At 66.7% G+C, this 20,081-nt stretch carries 17 protein-coding genes; 9 read left to right on the plus strand and 8 right to left on the minus strand.

Annotated elements, in window-relative coordinates:
* Positions 1 to 253 precede the first annotated feature (253 nt).
* Genes ACZ9AQ_RS14465 through ACZ9AQ_RS14475 form a run of 3 tightly spaced genes read left to right on the plus strand, consistent with a single transcriptional unit; the run spans position 254 to position 4,571 of the window.
* A complete protein-coding gene (locus ACZ9AQ_RS14465; protein ID WP_429204121.1) occupies positions 254 to 1,219 on the plus strand; it encodes a 2Fe-2S iron-sulfur cluster-binding protein in 966 nt (321 codons plus the stop codon).
* Positions 1,216 to 2,208 carry an FAD binding domain-containing protein gene (locus ACZ9AQ_RS14470; RefSeq protein ID WP_429204119.1) on the plus strand — a complete coding sequence of 331 codons (993 nt, stop codon included), beginning with the start codon at positions 1,216 to 1,218 and terminating at the stop codon, positions 2,206 to 2,208. Before ACZ9AQ_RS14465 ends, ACZ9AQ_RS14470 begins: the two co-directional genes overlap by 4 nt.
* Positions 2,208 to 4,571, plus strand: a complete 2,364-nt coding sequence (locus tag ACZ9AQ_RS14475; RefSeq protein WP_429204117.1) for a xanthine dehydrogenase family protein molybdopterin-binding subunit — start codon at positions 2,208 to 2,210, stop codon at positions 4,569 to 4,571. Before ACZ9AQ_RS14470 ends, ACZ9AQ_RS14475 begins: the two co-directional genes overlap by 1 nt.
* Positions 4,572 to 4,816: 245 nt before the next feature.
* Here ACZ9AQ_RS14475 and ACZ9AQ_RS14480 read toward each other — a convergent pair whose 3' ends face one another.
* Positions 4,817 to 6,187 (minus strand): MBL fold metallo-hydrolase, encoded by a 1,371-nt coding sequence (locus tag ACZ9AQ_RS14480; protein WP_429204115.1) that lies wholly within the window; start codon positions 6,185 to 6,187, stop codon positions 4,817 to 4,819.
* A gap of 230 nt (positions 6,188 to 6,417) precedes the next feature.
* On the opposite strand from ACZ9AQ_RS14480, the gene ACZ9AQ_RS14485 reads away from it, so the two are divergent.
* The 4 genes from ACZ9AQ_RS14485 to ACZ9AQ_RS14500 all read left to right on the plus strand — a co-directional run bounded on the left by ACZ9AQ_RS14485 (position 6,418) and on the right by ACZ9AQ_RS14500 (position 8,952).
* Positions 6,418 to 7,293, plus strand: coding sequence for a prepilin peptidase (locus ACZ9AQ_RS14485; protein WP_429204113.1), 876 nt, complete (start codon positions 6,418 to 6,420; stop codon positions 7,291 to 7,293).
* Positions 7,290 to 7,916 carry a dephospho-CoA kinase gene (coaE, locus tag ACZ9AQ_RS14490; RefSeq protein ID WP_429204111.1) on the plus strand — a complete coding sequence of 209 codons (627 nt, stop codon included), beginning with the start codon at positions 7,290 to 7,292 and terminating at the stop codon, positions 7,914 to 7,916. The genes ACZ9AQ_RS14485 and coaE overlap by 4 nt, the downstream gene beginning before the upstream one ends.
* A gap of 78 nt (positions 7,917 to 7,994) precedes the next feature.
* Complete coding sequence (gene zapD, locus ACZ9AQ_RS14495) at positions 7,995 to 8,750, plus strand: cell division protein ZapD (RefSeq protein WP_429204109.1); 756 nt, start codon at positions 7,995 to 7,997, stop codon at positions 8,748 to 8,750.
* Positions 8,751 to 8,769: 19 nt separating this feature from the next.
* Positions 8,770 to 8,952, plus strand: a complete 183-nt coding sequence (locus ACZ9AQ_RS14500) for a DNA gyrase inhibitor YacG (RefSeq protein WP_429204108.1) — start codon at positions 8,770 to 8,772, stop codon at positions 8,950 to 8,952.
* Positions 8,953 to 9,093: 141 nt separating this feature from the next.
* Here the strand turns inward: ACZ9AQ_RS14500 and ACZ9AQ_RS14505 are convergent, their stop codons facing one another.
* Genes ACZ9AQ_RS14505 through argJ form a run of 4 tightly spaced genes read right to left on the minus strand, consistent with a single transcriptional unit; the run spans position 9,094 to position 12,965 of the window.
* Positions 9,094 to 10,389 carry a D-amino acid dehydrogenase gene (locus ACZ9AQ_RS14505; protein ID WP_429204106.1) on the minus strand — a complete coding sequence of 432 codons (1,296 nt, stop codon included), beginning with the start codon at positions 10,387 to 10,389 and terminating at the stop codon, positions 9,094 to 9,096.
* Between the two features lie 26 nt (positions 10,390 to 10,415).
* Positions 10,416 to 10,835 (minus strand): NUDIX domain-containing protein, encoded by a 420-nt coding sequence (locus ACZ9AQ_RS14510; RefSeq protein WP_429204104.1) that lies wholly within the window; start codon positions 10,833 to 10,835, stop codon positions 10,416 to 10,418.
* A complete protein-coding gene (locus tag ACZ9AQ_RS14515; RefSeq protein ID WP_429204102.1) occupies positions 10,828 to 11,727 on the minus strand; it encodes an ATP-binding protein in 900 nt (299 codons plus the stop codon). The genes ACZ9AQ_RS14510 and ACZ9AQ_RS14515 overlap by 8 nt, the downstream gene beginning before the upstream one ends.
* On the minus strand, positions 11,727 to 12,965 hold the full coding sequence (gene argJ, locus ACZ9AQ_RS14520; RefSeq protein WP_429204100.1) for a bifunctional glutamate N-acetyltransferase/amino-acid acetyltransferase ArgJ: 1,239 nt from the start codon (positions 12,963 to 12,965) through the stop codon (positions 11,727 to 11,729). Before argJ ends, ACZ9AQ_RS14515 begins: the two co-directional genes overlap by 1 nt.
* Positions 12,966 to 13,104: 139 nt before the next feature.
* On the opposite strand from argJ, the gene ACZ9AQ_RS14525 reads away from it, so the two are divergent.
* Positions 13,105 to 14,175: an N-acetylmuramoyl-L-alanine amidase gene (locus ACZ9AQ_RS14525; RefSeq protein WP_429204098.1), complete on the plus strand. Its 1,071-nt coding sequence runs from the start codon at positions 13,105 to 13,107 to the stop codon at positions 14,173 to 14,175.
* A 115-nt stretch (positions 14,176 to 14,290) separates the two neighbouring features.
* Here the strand turns inward: ACZ9AQ_RS14525 and secA are convergent, their stop codons facing one another.
* Complete coding sequence (gene secA / locus ACZ9AQ_RS14530; RefSeq protein ID WP_429204096.1) at positions 14,291 to 17,077, minus strand: preprotein translocase subunit SecA; 2,787 nt, start codon at positions 17,075 to 17,077, stop codon at positions 14,291 to 14,293.
* 304 nt (positions 17,078 to 17,381) lie between these two features.
* Between secA and ACZ9AQ_RS14535 the strand changes: the two genes are divergently transcribed.
* Entirely contained in the window at positions 17,382 to 17,873 is a 492-nt protein-coding gene (locus ACZ9AQ_RS14535) for a DciA family protein (protein WP_429204094.1), read from the plus strand.
* A gap of 151 nt (positions 17,874 to 18,024) precedes the next feature.
* On the opposite strand, the gene lpxC is transcribed toward ACZ9AQ_RS14535, so the two are convergent.
* Both lpxC and ACZ9AQ_RS14545 read right to left on the minus strand, forming a co-directional pair.
* On the minus strand, positions 18,025 to 18,960 hold the full coding sequence (lpxC, locus tag ACZ9AQ_RS14540; RefSeq protein WP_429204092.1) for a UDP-3-O-acyl-N-acetylglucosamine deacetylase: 936 nt from the start codon (positions 18,958 to 18,960) through the stop codon (positions 18,025 to 18,027).
* A gap of 276 nt (positions 18,961 to 19,236) precedes the next feature.
* The gene (locus ACZ9AQ_RS14545; RefSeq protein WP_429204230.1) at positions 19,237 to 20,079 is read right to left on the minus strand and encodes a DMT family transporter; all 843 of its coding nucleotides are present in this window, start codon (positions 20,077 to 20,079) and stop codon (positions 19,237 to 19,239) included.
* Between the last annotated feature and the right edge of the window lie 2 nt (positions 20,080 to 20,081).

The raw sequence follows: 20,081 nt of genomic DNA on the forward strand, positions 1-20,081 counted from the left end.
CGCGCCGCTGGCTGAATCTTCTGGCTATCCTCTCCGATTCGCCTACACTGCAAGGTAATGCTTGTTCCCGGTGTTGGTTGCTCGAAACGGAGCCGCACGAATGTTGTCCAAGCCTGCATCCCTGCCTCCCCGCCCCCTCCGCCCTGGATTGCCAAGTGCGTCGCCGCAGGTGGCGCCCGCGTTCGCCCGAGGCTCCCCGACTGCAAACACCACCGTGTTTTTTCTTGCCCAGAACCAGACAAGGAGACTGATTGTGGAAAATAACCTCACCCGCTCCGGCCCAAGGAGCAACGTTGCTTTTTCCGGCGGGCCGCCGGGCAAGGCGGATTTGATGGAAGAACTGGCGCAAGCGCCGCGCCTGTTCGTCGATGTCGAGGAGAGCGACGACGGCTATATACTGATGGCCGATGTGCCTGGCGCGGACCGCGAGCACATCACGGTGATCGTGGACGGCAATACCGTCTCGATCCGGGCCGAGGCAGACAAGGAACGGGCGGTGGCGTACCGCCGCATGCTCGCCCTCGAGCGCATCCATGGCGAGCAATGGCGTACCCTGACCCTGCCGCAGGAAATCGACGAAGCGCGGGCCGAAGCCAGCGTGGCGAACGGCGTGCTGGTATTGCGGCTGCCGCGAAAAACAACCGGAACCCGGCTCGACGTCCGCCATGGCGACGAAGGCAAGCTGGCGCGCGCTCCGGCCGGGGCGCTGGCGGGAGCGGCGACGGGCACCACCGCCTCGACGATCAACCTGAAAATCAACGGGTCCGACTATCCGTTGCAGCTCGAATCGCGGGTCACCCTGCTCGATGCGCTGCGCGAATACGCGCACCTGTACGGCACCAAGAAAGGCTGCGACCAGGGCCAGTGCGGCGCCTGCACCGTGCATGTGAATGGCCGCCGTGTGCTGTCCTGCCTGACCCTCGCGGCCCAGGTCGAGGGCCAGGAGGTGGTCACGATCGAAGGCCTGGCCGTGGACGGCAAGCTGCATGCGATGCAGGAGGCGTTCATCCGGCATGACGCGCTCCAGTGCGGTTACTGTACCCCGGGCCAGATCATGTCGGCCGTCGCCTGCATTGCCGAAGGCCACGCCGATTCCGACGCCAGCATCCGCGAATACATGTCCGGCAATCTTTGCCGCTGCGGGACGTACACCAACATCGTCGCGGCGATCCGCGACATGGCCGGCGCGGCGGCCACGAAACAGGAGGCCACGCCATGAGAAACTTCGCTTATCTGCGGGCCGAATCGGTGCCCGACGCCATGAAGGCGACTGCCTCCCACACCGGCGCACGCTTTCTCGCCGGCGGCACGACCATGCTCGACCTGATGAAGTGCGGCGTCGAAGACCCGACCGCGCTGGTCGACATCACCCGCCTGCCAGGCCTGGACCGGATCGACATCGGCGCCGACACCATCCGCATCGGCGCCCTCGTGCACATGAGCGACGTGGCCAACCATCCCGACATCCGGCGCGACTTTCCGGCCCTGTCCGAGTCGATGTGGCGCGGCGCTTCCGAGCAATTACGCAACATGGCGACCATCGGCGGCAACCTGATGCAGCGCACGCGCTGCAATTATTTCCGCGATCTCTCGTATGCCGCTTGCAACAAGCGTCGTCCCGGCTCGGGCTGCGCGGCGCGCGAAGGCATCAACCGCGGCCACGCGGTGCTGGGCACCAGCGAGCATTGCATCGCCACCTATCCGGGCGATTTCGCGGTCGCGCTGGTGGCCTTCGACGCCATCGTGCATGTGAGCAGCGCGCAGCCGCACAGCATTCCGGCCAATGACTTTTTCCTGTTGCCGGAGGACCGCCCGCAGTTCGAGCACCCGATCGCCCCAGGCGAGCTGATCGTCGGAATCGACATTCCGGTGTCCGCGGCCTTGCGCCGCTCGCATTACCTGAAGGTACGGGACCGCGAATCGTATGAGTTCGCCGTTGCCAGCGCCGCCGTCGGGCTCGAACTCGACGCGGACGGACGCACCGTGCGCGACGTGCGGGTAGCGATGGGCGGCGTCGCCACCAAGCCGTGGCGGGCACGGCAGGTAGAGGCGGCGCTCAACGGACGACCGCTGGATGAGCAGATCGTGCGTTCGGCCAGCAAGCTCGCCACCGACGGCGCCGTCTCGCATGGCATGAATGGATTCAAGATCGAGTTGGCGCAGCGCGTGGTCGCGCGGGCGCTCCTGACCGTGGGAGGGATCGAGTGATGGCTGACCAGACAACGGCGGCGCCGGCCGGCAACGGCGCCGGCCTCGGGCATCCGCTGCCCCGCGTCGACGGCGTGGCCAAAGTGACGGGCCAGGCCGCTTACGCAATCGAGAACGACCCGCCCGGCGTGGCGCATGCCGCCGTCCTCGCCAGCACCATTGCGGCCGGGCGCATCCGCCAGATCGACGCCAGCGACGCGCAAGCAATGCCAGGCGTGTTGCGCATCCTGACCCACGCCGACCGCTTGCAGCTGCACAGCTGCACCATGGTCCCGGAAGGCAGCGTCATGGAAAGCTTCCTGCCGCTGCAGGACGAGCGCATCCATTATTTCGGCCAGCCGATCGGGGTGGTGATTGCCCAGACCATCGAGCAGGCGGCCGAGGCGGTGCGCAAGATTCGCGTCGACTATGAGCCGCAGCAGGCGATCGCCGACATCGATGACGCCGCGGGCGCGCACATGCATGGTGCCCCTGCCGGCAAAACCCAGGGCGGACCGGACGATACGGCGGACGCGCATTCGGGCAACTGCGTGGAAAGCGCAAGCAGCCTGGGCGCGGACAACGTCAGGGGCGACCCGAAAGCCGCGCTCGCCTCGTCGGCGGTGCGCGTGGAGGCGGTTTATAACACCGCGCGCGCGAGCGCCAGTCCGCTGGAGCCGCTGGGGACGGTCGCCGCCTGGAGCGGCGACGGCAAGCTGACCGTCTGGCAGCCCAGCCAATGGGTGGCCGGGTCGCAGCGCACGTTTTCGGAATGGTTTGGGCTGCCAATCGACGACATCCGGGTGATTGCGCCGTTTGTCGGCGGCGGATTCGGGGCCAAGGTGACGGCCCACGCCGATGCCGCGCTGGCGGCGCTGGCGGCGCGCGAGGTGCGGCGTCCGGTCAAGCTGGCGCTCACCCGGCCCCAGACCTTCGGCGGCTACGGGCCGCGGCCGGCGATCCGGCAAACCCTTGCACTCGGGGCCAGCGCCGACGGCAAGCTGCAGGCGCTAATCCACGACAACCTCAACGAGACCTCGATCGAGGACGTGTATACCGAAAGCGGTTCCGGCACCGCCAAGGTCATGTACGCGGTGCCCAACCTGAGCACGGCGGATCACCTGGTGCGCGTCCATTCGTTTACGCCAAGCTGGAAGCGGGCCCCGGGCGAGGCGATCGGGGCTTTCGCGCTCGAAAGCGCAATGGATGAACTGGCCTACGCGCTGAAGCTCGATCCGATCGAGCTCCGGCTGCGCAACTATGCCAGCGAGGATCCGCAATCGCACAAGCCGTGGTCGACCCGGCGCCTGCGCGAAGCGTATGCGGCCGGCGCCGAGAAGTTCGGCTGGTCCCGGCGCACCCCCGAGCCACGCTCGATGCGTGATGGACGCACGCTGATCGGCTGGGGCATGGCTGGCGGCGCGTTCCCGGTGGTGCACACACCGGGCTCGGCGCGCGTCACGCTGTTTGCCGATGGCTCGGTGCTGGTCGCCAGCAGCGGCCCGGACATCGGGACCGGCACTTATACGATCCTGAGCCAGACCGTTGCCGACGTCCTTGGCGTGTCCCTGGACCAGGTGCATGTCAGCCTCGGCGACAGCAGCCTGCCGCTGGCCCCGGTCGCCGGGGTGTCGCAGATCTCGAATATCCTCACGCGCGCGGTGCACAAGACGGCGCTGGCGGCGCGCGAGGAACTGATGACCCTGGCCACCAGCCACAGCGCGTCGCCGCTCAAGGGCATGCAGGCGGGCCAGCTCACGGTCAGGAACGGGATGATCATGCCGGCGGCCGGCTCGGGCCAGCCACTCGGCATGGCGGACCTGATGCGGCTGGCCGGACGCGAGCGGCTCGACGTGGTGCGCGATACGCTGCCCGATGGCGCGAGCAGCGAAGACCGGCGCGCAGCCTTTGCCAGCTTCAAGCTGATGCAGCCGCCCTCCAGCGACCGCTCGATCTACGACTGGTGTGCGCAGTTCGTGGAGGTACGCGTGGACGAAGACTACGGCACGGTGCGGGTCAGCCGCATGGTCGGCGCGTTCGATTCGGGACGACTGTACAACCCGAGGCTGGCCGAGAGCCAGTGGAAGGGTGGCATGATCATGGGGGTGGGAGAAGCGCTGCACGAAGCCATGCATGTCGATCGGCGATTCGCACGGGTGACGAACGACAACTTTGCGGAGTATATGGTGCCGGTGAACGCGGATATTCCAGACATCCAAGTCATTTCCGTGGGCGAACCGGATCTGTATGCGAGCCCGCTCGGCGGGAAGTCGGTGGGCGAGATTGGGGTGGTGGGGGTTGCGCCGGCCATCGCCAACGCCGTGTTTCATGCGACGGGCAAGCGGATCCGGGACTTGCCGATCAGGATGGAAAACCTGATGTGACGATGACGGCGCGCGGGCGACCGGCGCCGTCATGCAGCGCCGCTCATCACCAGCTGCTCATCACCGGCCGCTCATCACCAGCTGATCATCACCAGCCGCTCATCACCAGCCGCTCATCACCAGCCGATCATGTTCACCGTTCGGAGGAAGCGACTGTCAGATGGCGTGAGAGATGCAGCATGTTCCTGCAGGGGCCATGGCCAAGTCCATGGCCCATCGACGAGCGTCCCGGCGCCTTGCACGGCCTATCTCAAGGCGGTCCGAATGTTCCGCATCGTCCATGCCAACGTCGCGCGCAGCAGTACCCTCCCCGTCGCCCAGGGCCGCTGCCGGTCCAGCCCGCGCCGGCCCATCCGCTGCGGCAGAAAGAAGCGCCCGAACGCCGACAGCCCGCTGCCGCGCATGACCCAGAAACACCCTCCCGCATAGGTCGTATCGAATCCGTCCTCCGCGCGCAGCAGGTAGAGCGCCGTCCCCGAACACATCGCCACGTCGGCCTGCGCATCGCGCGCCAGCAGGCGCAGGCCGCGCAGGTAGGACAACTCGACCGTCTGGCGCAGGTCGGGCAGCGCGAGCACGAGCGGGCGCAGCAGGCGCAAGCGCTCCAGCAGGCGCGGCAGGCCATGCAGCCGCTCTACCGCCCGCTCACGATAACCGAGGAAAGCCTCTTTCAGTTCCGCCACCGCGGCCGGGCGTGGACGCGGCAGCGGCTCGGGCCGTTCGCGCCAGCAGCGCATCCAGTGCGCCAGTGCCTGCTCGTGCTTGGCCGCCAGGCTGGCCGGGCTGTCGAATTCGAGGTCGAAGCGCGCGCCTGGCTGCAAGAAGCGGATCAGGCCGCGCTGCGCTTCCAGCCGCGGCGATTCCAGCACGCCCAGCGGCGTGCGGCGGCCGTGATTGAGCCAGGCATTGTCGACGCGGCTGAAGCGGGCGAAGGACGCGACCGGCACGATCAGCCGCGGCCTGAAGGTCTCGGCCTGCACGGCCAGGCGCTCGAGGCCCTGTTCGGCCGCCGCTTCGCGCCGGGCGAAATCGTCGGGATTGCCGCACCAGGCCATGTCGGCGAAGCCCGTCAGCAGCACATCGACGCGCACGTTGGCCCTGCGCAGGCGCTCGGCGACGGCGCGGCAGGCGGCGCGGGTGGCGAGCGCGCGCTCGCCCAGGTGCAGCAGCGTGCGCCGGCCGCAGCGAACCAGGCACCAGGCGTCGCCTTCGCCGTTGCCGAACGCCGTCAGGCGCAGGTCGCGCGCCAGCGTGCGCGCCTGTCCATCGGGGCACTCGGCCATGGCGAAGCGGTTGCGCCGCAACTCGCCCTGCAGGCGCCAGTCGCGGCCCTGGCGATACAGGAAGGTGGCGATGCCGCGGAACTCGGCGCGAAAGCGGCGCAGGAAAGGCGCCGACAGGCGGTCGGGCTGGGCGCGCGAACACCAGATAAACACCGGCAAGCCGCTCGCATTGAGCTCGGCGATCAGCCTGGCGGTACTGGTGGAACGGTCGAGCAGGCTCCAGGCGTCGTTGAGCACCGTGCCGTCCAGCCAGGGGTCGGCCAGCAGCAGCGCATTGTCGGTGCGCAGCAGGAAGCCGGCGTGGTTGAGGAAGGTGAAGGTCGGGCTCGGCATGGCGGCATGGCGGCGGCAGGGCAAAGGATCGGCTTCAGCCTAGCCGCCCGCCACGCGCCACACATGAGGCACCGCAATCGTGTGGCGATGCCGTCGGTGCGGCTTCGGTCTTCGAACGCCTTCGCCAAACGCGGGGAAAACCCCTACAATGAGGTTGTTGTAAGGAATTACTCTGCGGTAGGCCGCCGGTAGTCGGATGGCGCCGCCCATTCGTCTCGGACCGGATCGACATGCCCCTGGAATCGTTGTTGTTTGCGCCCCCTGCCCTGCTGGGTCCCACCCTCGTGGCCGCCCTGCTGGGCCTGTTGGTCGGCAGCTTCCTGAACGTGGTCATCTACCGCGTCCCGAAGATGATGCAACGCGAATCCGACAACTACGTGGCGCAGGAAAGCGGCAAGGAGCCGCCGCATACCGACCGCTTCAACCTGATGGTGCCGCGCTCGCGCTGCCCCTGCTGCGGCCACCAGATCACGGCCGTCGAGAACATCCCGGTGATCAGCTGGCTTGCCCTGGGCGCCAAGTGCCGCAAGTGCAAGACGCCGATTCCGGCGCGCTATCCGGCGATCGAACTGTTCACCGCCATCGTCTCGGGCCTGATGGTATGGACCTTCGGCAGCGGCGCGGCGGGCATGGCCAGCCTGCTGTTCGCCTGGCTGCTCATCGCCATGACCTTCATCGACTTCGACACCCAGCTGCTGCCGGACGACCTGACCTATCCGCTGCTGTGGGCGGGCCTGATCATGAACATCAACGGCACGTTCGCGCCGCTGCAGGACGCCGTGATCGGCGCCGTTTGCGGCTACCTGGTGCTGTGGTCCGTGTACTGGGTGTTCAAGCTCGCCACCGGCAAGGAGGGCATGGGGTATGGCGACTTCAAGCTGCTGGCGGCGCTCGGCGCCTGGCTGGGATGGACCGCCCTGCCCACCATCATCCTGCTGTCGTCGGTGGTCGGGGCAGTGGTGGGCATCAGCCTGATCGTGTTTGCCCGGCGCGGCCGCGACAAGCCGATTCCCTTCGGGCCCTACCTGGCGGCGGCCGGCCTGATCGCCATGCTGTATGGCGATCAGCTGGGCCGGTTCAGCGCCGGCATGCTGGGCGGCGCATGAACACGGCGCGCGGCACGGCGTTCTCGGTCGGCCTCACCGGCGGCATCGGTTGCGGCAAGAGCACCGTGGCCGAGCTGTTCGCCGGCCTGGGCGCCACGATCGTCGACACCGACGCCATCGCCCATTCCCTGACCGCCCCGCACGGCGCGGCGATGCCGGCCATCGTGGCCGAGTTCGGACCCGACTTCGCCACGCCCGATGGGGCCCTGGACCGCGCGCGCATGCGCAACCTCGTGTTCGCCGATGCCGCGGCGCGCGGCCGGCTGGAAGCGATCCTGCATCCGCGCATCCGCGACGCCACGGCGGCGGCGGCGGCCATCGCCACCGGACCCTATGTGATCTATGCGGTGCCGCTCCTGATCGAGTCGGGAACATGGCGCGAGCGGGTGTCGCGCGTGCTGGCCGTGGACTGCTCGGAAGACACCCAGGTCGCGCGCGTCATGCAGCGCAGCAGCCTGTCTGCCGAGCAGGTGCGCGCCATCATGGCGACCCAGGTCACGCGGGCCCAGCGCCTGGCGGCGGCCGACGACGTGATCGACAACGACGACGGCCTGGAAGCTCTTTCCCCCCAGGTAACACGCTTGCATGCGCGGTATCTGGCGTTAAGCATGTCACAAGGTTGATGCAGTGTTTGTAATTTTGCCTCGTATGCTTCAGAATCACCAAGTTGCTTTCCAGCCTACATTCAGAGGAATGTCATTTTGATCGTCTACGAATACCCTTTCAACGAGCGGATTCGCACGTTGTTGCGGCTGGAGGACCTGTACGAGAAATTCAAGTTCTTCGTGCAGCAGGAACATCCGATGCAGCACCATGTCGCCCTCGCGACGATCTTCGACATGCTGGAAGTGGCCGGCCGCGCGGATCTGAAATCGGATCTGCTGCAGGAACTCGAACGGCAGAAGCAGTCGCTGCTGGCCTACCGCAGCAATCCCGCGGTCGCGGCCGACACGCTCGACGCCGTCCTGGCCGAACTGGATGCGGCCAGCGGCGCGCTGGTGACCAGCCAGGGCAAGACCGGCCAGAACGTGCGCGACAACGAATGGCTGATGAGCATCCGCGGGCGCACCATCATCCCGGGCGGCGCCTGCGAATTCGACCTGCCCTCCTACTACGCCTGGCAAAAGCGCCCGGCCGGGCAGCGCCATGCCGACATCATGGGCTGGTTCGGGCCGCTCGCCCCGCTGCTCGATGCGCTGTCCCTGGTGCTGCGCCTGCTGCGCAATTCGGGCGCGCCGGTCAAGATGATCGCCGTGGCGGGCAGCTATCAGCAGATGTTACAGGGTAAAATCTACCAGATGCTGCGCCTGACCCTGGACGAGTCGACGGGTGCGATCCCCGAAATCTCGGCCAACAAGTACATGCTGTGGGTACGCTTCACCACCCAGGACGGCGATTGCAAGCCCAAGCCGCTGGAAGAAGACGTGCCGTTCGACCTGACCCTCTGCAATTTCTGATTCTTGATTGGTAGTACCGATGACCGTCGTAGCCTGCCCCACCTGCGGCAAACAAGTCGAATGGACCGATGCGAACAAGTTTCGTCCGTTCTGTTCCGAGCGTTGCAAGAAGATCGACCTGGGCGCCTGGGCCGAAGAAAAATTCGTGATTCCCGGCGCCGCGCCGGCGGATCCGTTGGACGAAACGCCGCAAGAACGCTGAACCACCACCTGCGTCGTTCCCGCGAAGGCGGGAACCCAAGCTTGCCAGCATCCTGGTACTGGTTGGGGAGTCGCTGCGCAAATGACTTGGGTTCCCGCCTCCGCGGGAACGACGTGTTCAGCGTATGGACCGGCTTCGAGCTTAACGACTTATTCCCGCCGGCACCACCACCGGCTTGTTGCGCCGCCCATAGCGGTCCATGAACAGCCCTTCCAGCCCGATCTCGGGCTGCCGTCCCGACAGGATGTCCGCCAGCACCCGGCCCGAGCCGCACGACATGGTCCAGCCCAGCGTGCCAGGCCCCGTGTTCAGGAACAGGTTGCGGTACGGCGTCGGCCCGATCACCGGCGTGCCGTCCGGCGTCATCGGCCGCAGGCCGCACCAGAACGAGGCCTGGCGCACGTCGCCGCCGTCCGGGAACAGATTCGTCACCGAATGCTCGAGCGTGTCGCGCCGCGCCTGGTGCAGGCGCAGGTCGTAGCCGCACAGCTCCGCCGTGCCGCCGACGCGGATGCGGTCGCCCAGGCGCGTGATCGCCACCTTGTAGGTCTCGTCCATCACGGTCGATTCGGGCGCGCCCGAGGCGTCCGTGATCGGCACCGTGATCGAATAGCCCTTCACCGGGTAGACCGGGATGTCGATGCCGATCTGCCTGAGCAGCAGCGGCGAATAGCTGCCCAGCGCCAGCACGAAGGCGTCGGACTTCAGTTCGCCCTTGTTCGTGACGACGCCGGTCACGCGGTCGCCCTCGACGCTCAGGCGCTCGATCTTGATCTCGTGCCGGAACTTGACGCCCAGGCCCTTGGCCAGCCCGGCCAGCGCCTGCGTGAACTTGAAGCAGTCGCCGGTCTCGTCGTTCGGCAGCAGCAGGCCGCCCAGGTAGTTGCCGGGCACGCGCGCCAGCGCCGGCTCGTACTGCGTGCAGCCTTGCCGGTCGAGCAGCTTGTACGGCACCCCGGAACGCTCCAGCACCTCGGTATCGGTGTGCGCGCCATCGAGCTGCTTCTGGGTGCGAAACAGCTGCAGGGTGCCCTTGCTGCGTTCGTCGTAGGCGATGCCGGTGTCGCGCCGCAGTTGCACCAGCACGTCGCGGCTGTACTCGGCCAGGCGCACCATGCGGCCCTTGTTGACCTGGTAGCTGCGGGTATTGCAGTTGGCCAGCATCTGCAGCATCCAGCGCCACTGCTGCGGGTCGAGCCTGGGCCGGATCACCAGCGGGCTGTGGCGCATCGCCAGCCATCTGAGGGCCTTCATCGGCACGCCGGGGCCGGCCCAGGGCGTGGCATAGCCGGGCGAGATCTCGCCGGCATTGCCGAAACTGGTCTCCATCCCGGCGCCGGGCTGGCGCTCGATCACGGTGACGTCATGCCCGGCCTTGGCCAGAAAATATGCCGATGCGGTGCCGATGACGCCACTGCCGAGGATGATGACTTTCACACGTTCTCCTTAAGATTGGCTGTCCGCTATGAACGTTCCGGATAACGGACCCGGTCGAGCCATTCGAGCAGCGGGATGGTGGCCGGCAGCAGCGGGCTCACGCCGAAGGCGCCCTGCCAGGCGAAGGCCTGGCCTTCCAGGCTTTGCGGCTCACCCAGCCACTCACGGCAGATGTAGAAATACAGGCGCACATGGGCGTGCTCGTACACGTGCTCGACGCAGCACCAGGCGTCGCCGCTGACGACGCGCACGCCGAGTTCTTCCATGAACTCGCGCTGCAGGGCGGCGAACACGTCTTCGCCCGCCTCGACTTTCCCGCCCGGGAATTCCCAGTAGCCGGCATACGGCTTGCCGTCGGGACGCTGGCCGAGCAGCACGTCGCCATCGGGCCGCATCAGGATGCCGACGGCGACGTCGACCGGCGCTTGATTGGTCGTGTCAGTCATTCGATGATGCATCCGGCAGCTTGCCGGCATAGTCCTTCGCGAATTGCCAGGCCACGCGGCCCGAGCGCGAGCCGCGCTGCAGGGCCCACTGCAGGGCCTCCGGCCGCGCCGCCTCGATCTGCCGGGGCGTGCAGCCGAAATCCGCCAGCCAGTGGCCGACGATGTCCAGGTAGTCGTCCTGGCGGAATGGGTAGAACGACAGCCACAATCCGAACCGTTCGGACAGCGAGATCTTTTCCTCGACCGTCTCGCCCGGATGCAGGTCGCCATCCTCGCCGTGGCGGTAGCTGGCGTTGTCCGACATCTTCTCGGGCATCAGGTGACGCCGGTTCGAGGTGGCGTAGATCAGCACATTGTCCGACTGCGCCGTGATGCTGCCGTCGAGCGCCACCTTCAGCGCCTTGTAGCCCGCTTCGCCTTCTTCGAACGACAGGTCGTCGCAAAACACCACGAAGCGCTCCGGCCGGCCGGCGACCAGGTCGATGATGTCGGGCAGGTCGGCCAGGTCGGCCTTGTCGACCTCGATCAGGCGCAGGCCCTGGTCCGCGAAGGCGTTCAGGCAGGCCTTGATCAGGGACGACTTGCCGGTGCCGCGCGCGCCGGTGAGCAGCACGTTGTTGGCCGGGCGGCGCGCCACGAACTGGCGCGTGTTCTGCTCGATCTGGCGCTTCTGGGCCGCGACGTGGTGCAGGTCCTCGAGCTTGATGGTCGATGCGTGCAGCACCGGCTGCAGATAGTTACCCCCGCCGGCAGGGCGGCGGCGCCAGCGGAAGGCGAAGCTGCGCTTCCAATCCGGCTCGCGCGCGGTGGCCGGCGGCAGCATTGCCTCCAGGCGTTCGAGCAGGCCTTCGGCCCGGCGCAGGAATCGGTCCAACGGATCGAGCGGCGTCATCAGGAACGGTAGTCGGCGTTGATCGACACGTAGTCGTGCGACAGGTCGCAGGTCCAGACGGTGGCCGTGGCGTCGCCGCGCGCCAGCTTGACGCGCACCGTGATCTCGGATTGCTTCATCACGCGCTGGCCGTCTTCTTCCTTGTAATCCGGATTGCGGCCGCCCGCCTTCGCCACCCAGACGTCGTCCAGGTACAGGTCGAGTTTGGTGACATCGAGGTCGTCGACGCCGGCATAGCCGACCGCGGCCAGGATGCGGCCCAGGTTCGGGTCGGACGCGAAGAAGGCGGTCTTGACCAGCGGCGAGTGGGCGATCGCATAGGCGATCTTGCGGCACTCGGGCACGTCGCGGCCTTCGTCGACCGTGATCGTGATGAACTTGGTCGCGCCTTCGCCGTCGCGGATGATCTGCTGCGCCAGGTTGCGCGAGATGTCGGTCACGGCCTCCCTGAGCGCCTCGTAATCGGCGCCGCTGGCGGTATTGATCTCGAGTTTTCCTGTGCCGGTCGCGATCACGATGAAGGAATCGTTGGTCGAGGTGTCGCCATCGATGGTGATGGCGTTGAACGAGTGGTCGGCCGCGTGTTTCACCAGCGCGTCCAGCACCGGCTGGGCGACGCTGGCGTCGATCGCCAGGTAGCCGAGCATGGTCGCCATGTTCGGCTTGATCATGCCGGCGCCCTTGCTGATGCCGGTCATCGTCACAACGTGGCCGCCGATGGTGACCGTGGCCGATGCCGCCTTCGGCTGGGTGTCGGTGGTCATGATCGCCTCGGCGGCGTTGAACCAGTTGTCCGCCTTCAGGCTCCCCGCCGCGGCGGGCAGGCCGGCCAGCAGCTTGGGCATCGGCAGCTGTTCCAGGATCACGCCGGTGGAGAACGGCAGCACCTGGCCGGCCTCGATGCCCAGCAGTTTCGCCACCTCGGCGCAGGTGGCCCGGGCATTGGCCAGGCCCTGCTCGCCGGTGCCGGCATTGGCGTTGCCGGTGTTGACCACCAGCGCGCGGATCGGCGCGCCGCCGTTCTTCACCGCCTCCAGGTTGGCCTTGCTGACCTGCACCGGCGCGGCGCAGAAGCGGTTCAGGGTGAACACGCCGGAGACGGTCGCGCCTTCGGCCAGCTTCATGATCAGCACGTCCTTGCGGTTCGGCTTCTTGATGCCGGCTTCGGCAAAGCCGATCTCGACACCGTTGACGGGCTTCAGGTCGGCGGCGACTGGCAGGGGGGAATTGACGGCCATGGTGATCTCGTTGGAAAAATTGTCGAATCCGTTATTGTAACGCCAGCGACCTGGCCATGCTGCGAGGTTTCTGCTGCACATCAACATGCGCAGATGCCATTAAGAAAAACATGCAGGAGCAGAGCCGACGGGAGCCGCCATGCCAGCATCGAACCAGGTCGAGTTGAGCGCCGACGCCCGGCGCTGCCGGCAGTGCATCCACGCCGCCGCGCACGAGTTCGACGTGCCGCCGGCGCTGCTCGAAGCGATCGCCTGGGCCGAGTCGCGCTGGCATCCGCCATCGCCGCAGGCCGCCACGCACCATGGCCTGCCGCGCTCCTACGGCATCATGGGTTTGCGCGACGATCCGCATTTCGGCCGTTCGCTGCGCCTGGCCGCGGCCCTGCTCGACGCCCCGACGCAACGGCTGGCGCTGGACACGCCCAACAATATCCGCGGCGCGGCCGCCCTGCTCGCGCTGTACGGCCGGGGAAGGACGCGCGACACGCCGCTGGAAGCGTGGGAAGACGCCGCGGCGCGCCTGTGCGGCATTCTTCAGCGCGACGTCGCGCAGATCCACACCTACGACATCTATATGGCGATCCGCGAAGGCCGCCAGGGCCAGGACTTCGCGGTGACGCGGCATCCGGTCGACCTGGCGCGCATCTATGGCGCGGCGCGGCTCGGCGTCCTGTCGGCGCGCGCACTGGTGCTGACGGCGCTGGCCGACCATCCGGACGTGGTATGGCTGCCGGCGGCCAGCTGCAATTATTCAGGCCGCACGCTGGCGGTCAGCCACGTGACCGTGCACACGACCCAGGGCTCGTATGCGGGGGCGATCTCGTGGTTCCGCAATTGCAGCGCCGGCGTCAGCGCCCACTACCTGGTGCGTTCGTCGGACGGCCAGGTCACGCAGATGGTGCGGGAAAGCGACAAGGCCTGGCATGTGGGCAGCGCCAACGGCCACACGGTCGGCATCGAGCACGAAGGCTTCGTCGAGCAGCCGGGCGCCTGGTATTCGGAGCTGCTGGCCTCGAGCAGCCTGGCGCGCGCCATCCTCGCGGCGCGCGGCATCGCGCCGCGGGTGTATGACGGCAGCCGGGGCTGGAACGCGGTGCTGCCGGATGCCGACTACAACGTGAAGGGGCATGTGAACCATGCCGGGCAGACGCATACCGATCCGGGCGCGGGGTGGGATTGGGGACGGTATAAACGGATGGTGGAATCGTAGGGTCGGCGGCTATGCCGCCGACGCGTTGATCGTTATCGGCGTCGATATCGTGCCGGATGATCTTGCAGATATCTATCACCGCGTCGGCGGCGAAGCCGCCAACCCTACGCCGGCATCACGCCAGCTTGCCGTGGCACTGCTTGAACTTCTTGCCGCTGCCGCAAGGGCATGGATCGTTGCGGCCGACCTTCACGCCCATATAGCTGCTGTGGTCTTCGGCCGACACGGCCTCGCCCGCGCCGCTGCGGTTCGGGTTCGGGTTGAGCAGCTCTTCCGGCGCGGCCGACGGGTTGAAGTCGGCGTGCTGGTAATTGAGGTTTTCCAGCTGCGCGGCCTGGGCCGCCATCGCCGCCTCGGCCGCCTCGACTTCTTCGCGCGACTGGATGCGCACGGTCATCACGGTGCGGATCACTTCGTTCTTGATCAGGTCCAGCATGCTGCTGAACAGCTGGAACGCTTCGCGCTTGTATTCCTGCTTCGGATTCTTTTGCGCATAGCCGCGCAGGTGGATGCCCTGGCGCAGGTGGTCCAGCGCCGCGAGGTGCTCGCGCCAGTGGGTGTCCACGCTCTGCAGCATGACGTTGCGCTCGAAGCCGCCGAACGAATCCTTGCCCACCACGCCGACCTTGGCGTTGTAGGACGCGTCGGCCGCTCCCAGCACGCGCTCGAGGATGTCGTCGTCGTTCAGGTTCGGCTCGTCCTGCAGCATCTGCTGCAGCGGCACTTCCAGGCTCCATTCGGACGCGAGCGCGCTTTCCAGGCCCTTGACGTCCCATTGTTCCTCGACCGATTCGGCCGGCACGTAGTCGCGCACCAGGTCGGTGAACACGCCCACGCGCAGCGAGTTGATCATCTCGCTGATGTCGGTCGACTCCAGCAGTTCGTTACGCTGGGTATAGATCACCTTGCGCTGGTCGTTGGCGACGTCGTCGTATTCGAGCAGCTGCTTGCGGATGTCGAAGTTGCGGGCTTCGACCTTGCGCTGGGCCGACTCGATCGAGCGCGACACGATGCCCGCCTCGATCGGTTCGCCTTCCGGCATCTTGAGGCGGTCCATGATGGCGCGCACGCGGTCGCCCGCGAAGATGCGCAGCAGCGCGTCATCCAGGCACAGGTAGAAGCGCGAGGAACCCGGGTCGCCCTGGCGGCCCGAACGGCCGCGCAGCTGGTTGTCGACCCGGCGCGATTCGTGGCGCTCGGTGCCGATGATGTGCAGGCCGCCGGCGTTCACCACGTGGTCGTGCAGCGACTGCCATTCGTCGCGCAGCTGCTGCGACTGGGTGGCTTTCTGCTCCGGCGACAGGCTGCTGTCGGCTTCGATGATCTGGATCTGCTTGCCGACGTTGCCGCCCAGGACGATGTCGGTACCGCGGCCAGCCATATTGGTGGCGATGGTGATCATCTTCGGACGGCCGGCCTGGGCGATGATCTCGGCTTCGCGGGCGTGCTGTTTCGCGTTCAGGACGTTGTGCGGCAGCTTGGCCTTGGTCAGGATGCCGGACAGCAGCTCGGAGTTCTCGATCGAGGTGGTGCCGACCAGCACCGGCTGGCCGCGCTCGTAGCAGTCGCGGATGTCGTTCAACATCGCGTTGTACTTTTCGTCGGACGTCTTGTAGACCTGGTCCTGGCGGTCCTTGCGCTGCGACGGGCGGTTCGGCGGCACGACCACGGTTTCCAGGCTGTAGATTTCCTGGAATTCGAAGGCTTCGGTGTCGGCGGTGCCGGTCATGCCCGCCAGCTTGGCGTACATGCGGAAGTAGTTCTGGAAGGTGATCGAGGCCAGGGTCTGGTTCTCGTTCTGGATCCGCACGCCCTCTTTCGCCTCGACCGCCTGGTGCAGGCCGTCCGACCAGCGGCGGCCCGTCATCAGGCGGCCGGTGAATTCGTCGACGATCACGACTTCGTTGTTCTGCACCACATAGTGCTGGTCCTTGTGGTACAGGACGTGGGCGCGCAGCGCCGCATACAGGTGGTGGATCAGCGAGATGTTGGCGGCGTCGTACAGCGACGCGCCCTCGGGCAGCAGGCCCATCTCGGTCAGGATCGCTTCGGCGCGCTCGTGGCCCTGCTCGGTGAGCAGCACGGTATGCGCTTTCTCGTCCTTCAGGTAGTCGCCCGGGACCTCGATCTTGCCCTTGCCGTCCGAGGTCTCTTCACCGATCTGCTGGGTCAGCTGCGGCGGCACTGCGTTCAGGCGCTGGTACAGGTCGGTGTGGTTCTCGGCCTGGCCGGAGATGATCAGCGGGGTGCGCGCCTCGTCGATCAGGATCGAGTCGACCTCGTCGACCACGGAGAAATTCAGGGTGCGCTGCACGCGTTCGCGCGCCTCGAAGACCATATTGTCGCGCAGGTAGTCGAAGCCGAACTCGTTGTTGGTGCCGTAGGTGATGTCGGAACCGTAGGCCTTCTGCTTGCTGTCGTGGTCGAGCTGCGACAGGTTGACGCCGGTGGACAGGCCCAGCCAGCCATACAGCTGGCCCATCTGTTCCGCGTCGCGCTGGGCCAGGTAATCGTTGACGGTAATGACGTGCACGCCCTTGCCCGACAGGCCGTTCAGGTAGACCGGCAGCGTTGCCATCAGGGTCTTGCCTTCACCCGTGCCCATTTCGGCGATCTTGCCCTGATGCAGGACCATGCCGCCGATCAGTTGCACGTCGAAGTGACGCATCTTGAGGACGCGCTTGGCCGCTTCGCGGCAGACGGCAAAAGCCTCTGGCAGGATGTCATCCAGGGTCTGACCCTTGGCCAGGCGATCCTTGAATTCGGGCGTCTTGGCTTGCAGCTCGGCATCCGAAAGCTGCTCCATTTGTGGCTCGAGCGCGTTGATCTGACGCACGGTCTTTTGGTACTGCTTGAGCAGACGCGAGTTACGGCTGCCGAAAATCTGGGTCAGGAATGACATGCTGTGTTCTAGAAAAATACGCCGCAAAAAGAAGCCAAGATGATATCAAAGCGATAAGCATCGAAGACCGAGCAGGAAAGCATTGATCTATTCTGGCGGATCGCCGTCATGAATAGATCAGTGCTTCCCTAAGCAAATAACTACTGATTTTATCATGCGATCCGGCCACACTTGGGGATCGTAGGCAGGATAACAAGTCCGGCCGAGCCAGAAACGTTGTCAGACTGGCTTCGACGGCGCGTACGCGGCGGCGGATCCGCCACCCGGTCTGCCCAAAGCACGGACGCTGTGGTATGTTCCAAGCATGCAGCAATCTCCTCCCAAGCGTCCCTTCCATATTTTCGGGACCAGCACCCGGCAGACGTCGCACGCCGCCACCGACTTCTTGCGCGCCAACGACCGCATGGCCAGCCTGATGCCGGCCGTCGGCCGCATGGCGCGCCTGCAGGGCGACTGCGCGGCGGCGCTGCCGGCGATCTTTCACAATTGCGACGTGCTGTCGTTCCAGGAAGGCGTGCTGACCCTGGCCGTGCCCAGCTCGGCGCTGGCGGCCCGCCTCAAGCAGCTGCTGCCGAAACTGCAAGTCACCCTGGTGCAGAAGGGCTGGCAGGTGGAGTCGACCCGGATCAAGCTGCAGGTGACGCGCGCCCTGCCCGACCGGCCCGAGATGCGCACGCTCGAGCTGCCGCCGCGCGCGGTGCAGGCCTTCGAGGAGCTGGCGCAATCGCTGCCGGAGACGCAGCAGAACCGCGACCTGGTGGCGGCGCTCAGGGCGCTGGCGGCGAAGCGGAGGTAAAGGTGTCGGTGGGTGAACCTGGGTTCCCGCCTACGCGGGAACGACGGTTTTACCGCCAGTAGCAAGCTGATACATTGAAGGCCGGCCCCTTGCCTTGGCACGTCATTCCCGCGCGAGGCGGGAATCCAGGGCCCAGGAACAGCCAATCAAGTCAGCTCTGCGCCCACTCCCGCGTCATCTGCCGTACATAGGACGGCGGCGCCGTGCCCAGGTCGTCGAAGGTGACGATCTCATAGGCGTCGGGCCGGGACAGCAGCGTGCGCAGCAACTCGTTGTTGAGCGCATGGCCCGATTTATGCGCGGTATAGCTGGCCAGCAGCGGATGGCCGATCAGGTACAGGTCGCCGATCGCGTCCAGGATCTTGTGACGCACGAATTCGTCGTCGTAGCGCAGGCCGTCGGTGTTCAGGATGCGGTACTCGTCCATCACGATCGCGTTCTCGAACGAGCCGCCGCGCGCCAGGCCCATGCCGCGCAGGCTTTCCACGTCCTGCATGAAGCCGAAGGTGCGCGCGCGCGCCACGTCGCGCACATAGGTGATGTCGCCGAAATCGACGGTGGCGCGCTGCATGGTGCCGTCCACCGCCGGATGGTTGAATTCGATGAAGAAGTCGAGCTTGTAGCCGTCGTGCGGCGACAGGCGCGCCCATTTCTCGTTGGCGCCGCTACCCTGGCGCACCTCGACGTCCTCGAGCACGCGGATGAACTTGCGCAGCGGCGCCTGCTCTTCGACGCCGGCCTGCTGCATCAGGAACACGAAGGACGATGCCGAGCCGTCCATGATCGGGATTTCCTCGGCCGTCACGTCGATGATCAGGTTGTCCAGCCCCAGGCCGGCGCAGGCCGACATCACGTGCTCGACGGTCGAGACGCGGGCCTCGTCCTTGACCAGCACCGAGGCCATGCGGGTGTCGCCGACCATGTAGGCGGAAATCGGGATGGACACGATCGGGTCCATGTCGACGCGGCGGAACACGATGCCCGTGTCGGGCGCGGCCGGACGCAGGGTCAGCTCGACCTTGCGGCCCGAGTGCAGGCCGACACCCGTGGTGCGGACCAGTTCCTTGATGGTTCGTTGTTTCAGCATGGACCGATTATAGCCCAGCGCTTACAGCGGCGCTGCCGCCCCCGCGATTGGCGGGGCCCAGGGTGGCGCGGTCGCGACAGCGGCCCCGCGACCAAGAGCCTATCCCGGTAGGTGGGAGTCGCTCCTGGCGCGCCTGACGGGCGTGCGCGGCGTTGATCGTCGCGCAGTGGCAAACCCGTGGCTCGCCATGCGGCCTCCTCGCGCCTTGCTCACGCCCGCCATGCATCGCCTACGCGCATGTCACCATGAGCTTCCCCCCACCTACCGGGATAGGCTCTAAGGGTGTTCCGCCTCGACGTGGTCTTTTTCGTGGCGGATCAGATACAGGCCGCTGCCGATGATGATGGCCGCGCCCACGATGGTCCAGCCGTCGGGCAGCGCCCGCCACAGCAGCCAGTCCAGGCCCACGCCCCAGGCCAGGGCCGAATACTCGAACGGCGCCACGCTCGAGGCCTCGCCGCGCGAAAACGCCTCGGTGATCGCCAGCTGGCCGATGAAGCCCGACACCGCCAGGCCGCACAGCAGCGGAATCTCGCTGGCGGGCAGCGGCACCCAGCCCGGCGCCGCCAGCAGGCCGGCGCCCGCCGCGATCATGACGATCAGCCAGAACACCGTGTGCTCGCTGCGGTCGGTGCGCGCCAGGACCCGCACCGTGATCGCCGACACCGCATAGCAGGCGGCGGACCCCAGCACCGCCAGGCCGCCGATGGTGAGAAAGCCCGCGCCGCTGGGACGCAGCACCACCAGTACGCCGCACAATCCCACGCCGATGGCGAGCCAGCGCGCCAGGTCGACGCGTTCTTTCAACAACAGCACCGACAGCGCGGTGATCAGGGCCGGCGCGATGAAGAAGATCGCATAGGCTTCGGCCAGCGACAGCTTCTTGAGGCCGAAGGCGAACAAGGCCAGCATCAGGATGCCCAGCAGGGCGCGCAGCAGATGCATCGACCAGCGCACCTGGAACACGCCCGTGAAGGCGCCGCGCCAGGCCACGTAGGCGGCGACCAGCGGCAACGAACACATGGCGCGCAGCGCCGCCACCTGCAGCGCCGGATAGCGCGCCGCGAGCAGCTTCATCGCCGTGTCCATCAGGGCGAACATGAAGACGGCGAGCAGCATCG

The organism is Massilia sp. UYP34, assembly GCF_056279385.1.

Excerpts from the sequence above, each read along its gene's own strand:
- ACZ9AQ_RS14500 (WP_429204108.1), top strand. The coding sequence starts at position 8,770 with ATGACCGTCGTAGCCTGCCCCACCTGCGGCAAACAAGTCGAATGGACC.
- secA (WP_429204096.1), bottom strand. The coding sequence starts at position 17,077 with ATGTCATTCCTGACCCAGATTTTCGGCAGCCGTAACTCGCGTCTGCTC.
- ACZ9AQ_RS14480 (WP_429204115.1), bottom strand. The coding sequence starts at position 6,187 with ATGCCGAGCCCGACCTTCACCTTCCTCAACCACGCCGGCTTCCTGCTG.
- ACZ9AQ_RS14535 (WP_429204094.1), top strand. The coding sequence starts at position 17,382 with ATGCAGCAATCTCCTCCCAAGCGTCCCTTCCATATTTTCGGGACCAGC.
- ACZ9AQ_RS14485 (WP_429204113.1), top strand. The coding sequence starts at position 6,418 with ATGCCCCTGGAATCGTTGTTGTTTGCGCCCCCTGCCCTGCTGGGTCCC.
- ACZ9AQ_RS14515 (WP_429204102.1), bottom strand. The coding sequence starts at position 11,727 with ATGACGCCGCTCGATCCGTTGGACCGATTCCTGCGCCGGGCCGAAGGC.
- argJ (WP_429204100.1), bottom strand. The coding sequence starts at position 12,965 with ATGGCCGTCAATTCCCCCCTGCCAGTCGCCGCCGACCTGAAGCCCGTC.
- ACZ9AQ_RS14510 (WP_429204104.1), bottom strand. The coding sequence starts at position 10,835 with ATGACTGACACGACCAATCAAGCGCCGGTCGACGTCGCCGTCGGCATC.
- ACZ9AQ_RS14525 (WP_429204098.1), top strand. The coding sequence starts at position 13,105 with ATGCCAGCATCGAACCAGGTCGAGTTGAGCGCCGACGCCCGGCGCTGC.
- coaE (WP_429204111.1), top strand. The coding sequence starts at position 7,290 with ATGAACACGGCGCGCGGCACGGCGTTCTCGGTCGGCCTCACCGGCGGC.
- ACZ9AQ_RS14470 (WP_429204119.1), top strand. The coding sequence starts at position 1,216 with ATGAGAAACTTCGCTTATCTGCGGGCCGAATCGGTGCCCGACGCCATG.
- lpxC (WP_429204092.1), bottom strand. The coding sequence starts at position 18,960 with ATGCTGAAACAACGAACCATCAAGGAACTGGTCCGCACCACGGGTGTC.
- ACZ9AQ_RS14475 (WP_429204117.1), top strand. The coding sequence starts at position 2,208 with ATGGCTGACCAGACAACGGCGGCGCCGGCCGGCAACGGCGCCGGCCTC.
- ACZ9AQ_RS14545 (WP_429204230.1), bottom strand. The coding sequence starts at position 20,079 with ATGCTGCTCGCCGTCTTCATGTTCGCCCTGATGGACACGGCGATGAAG.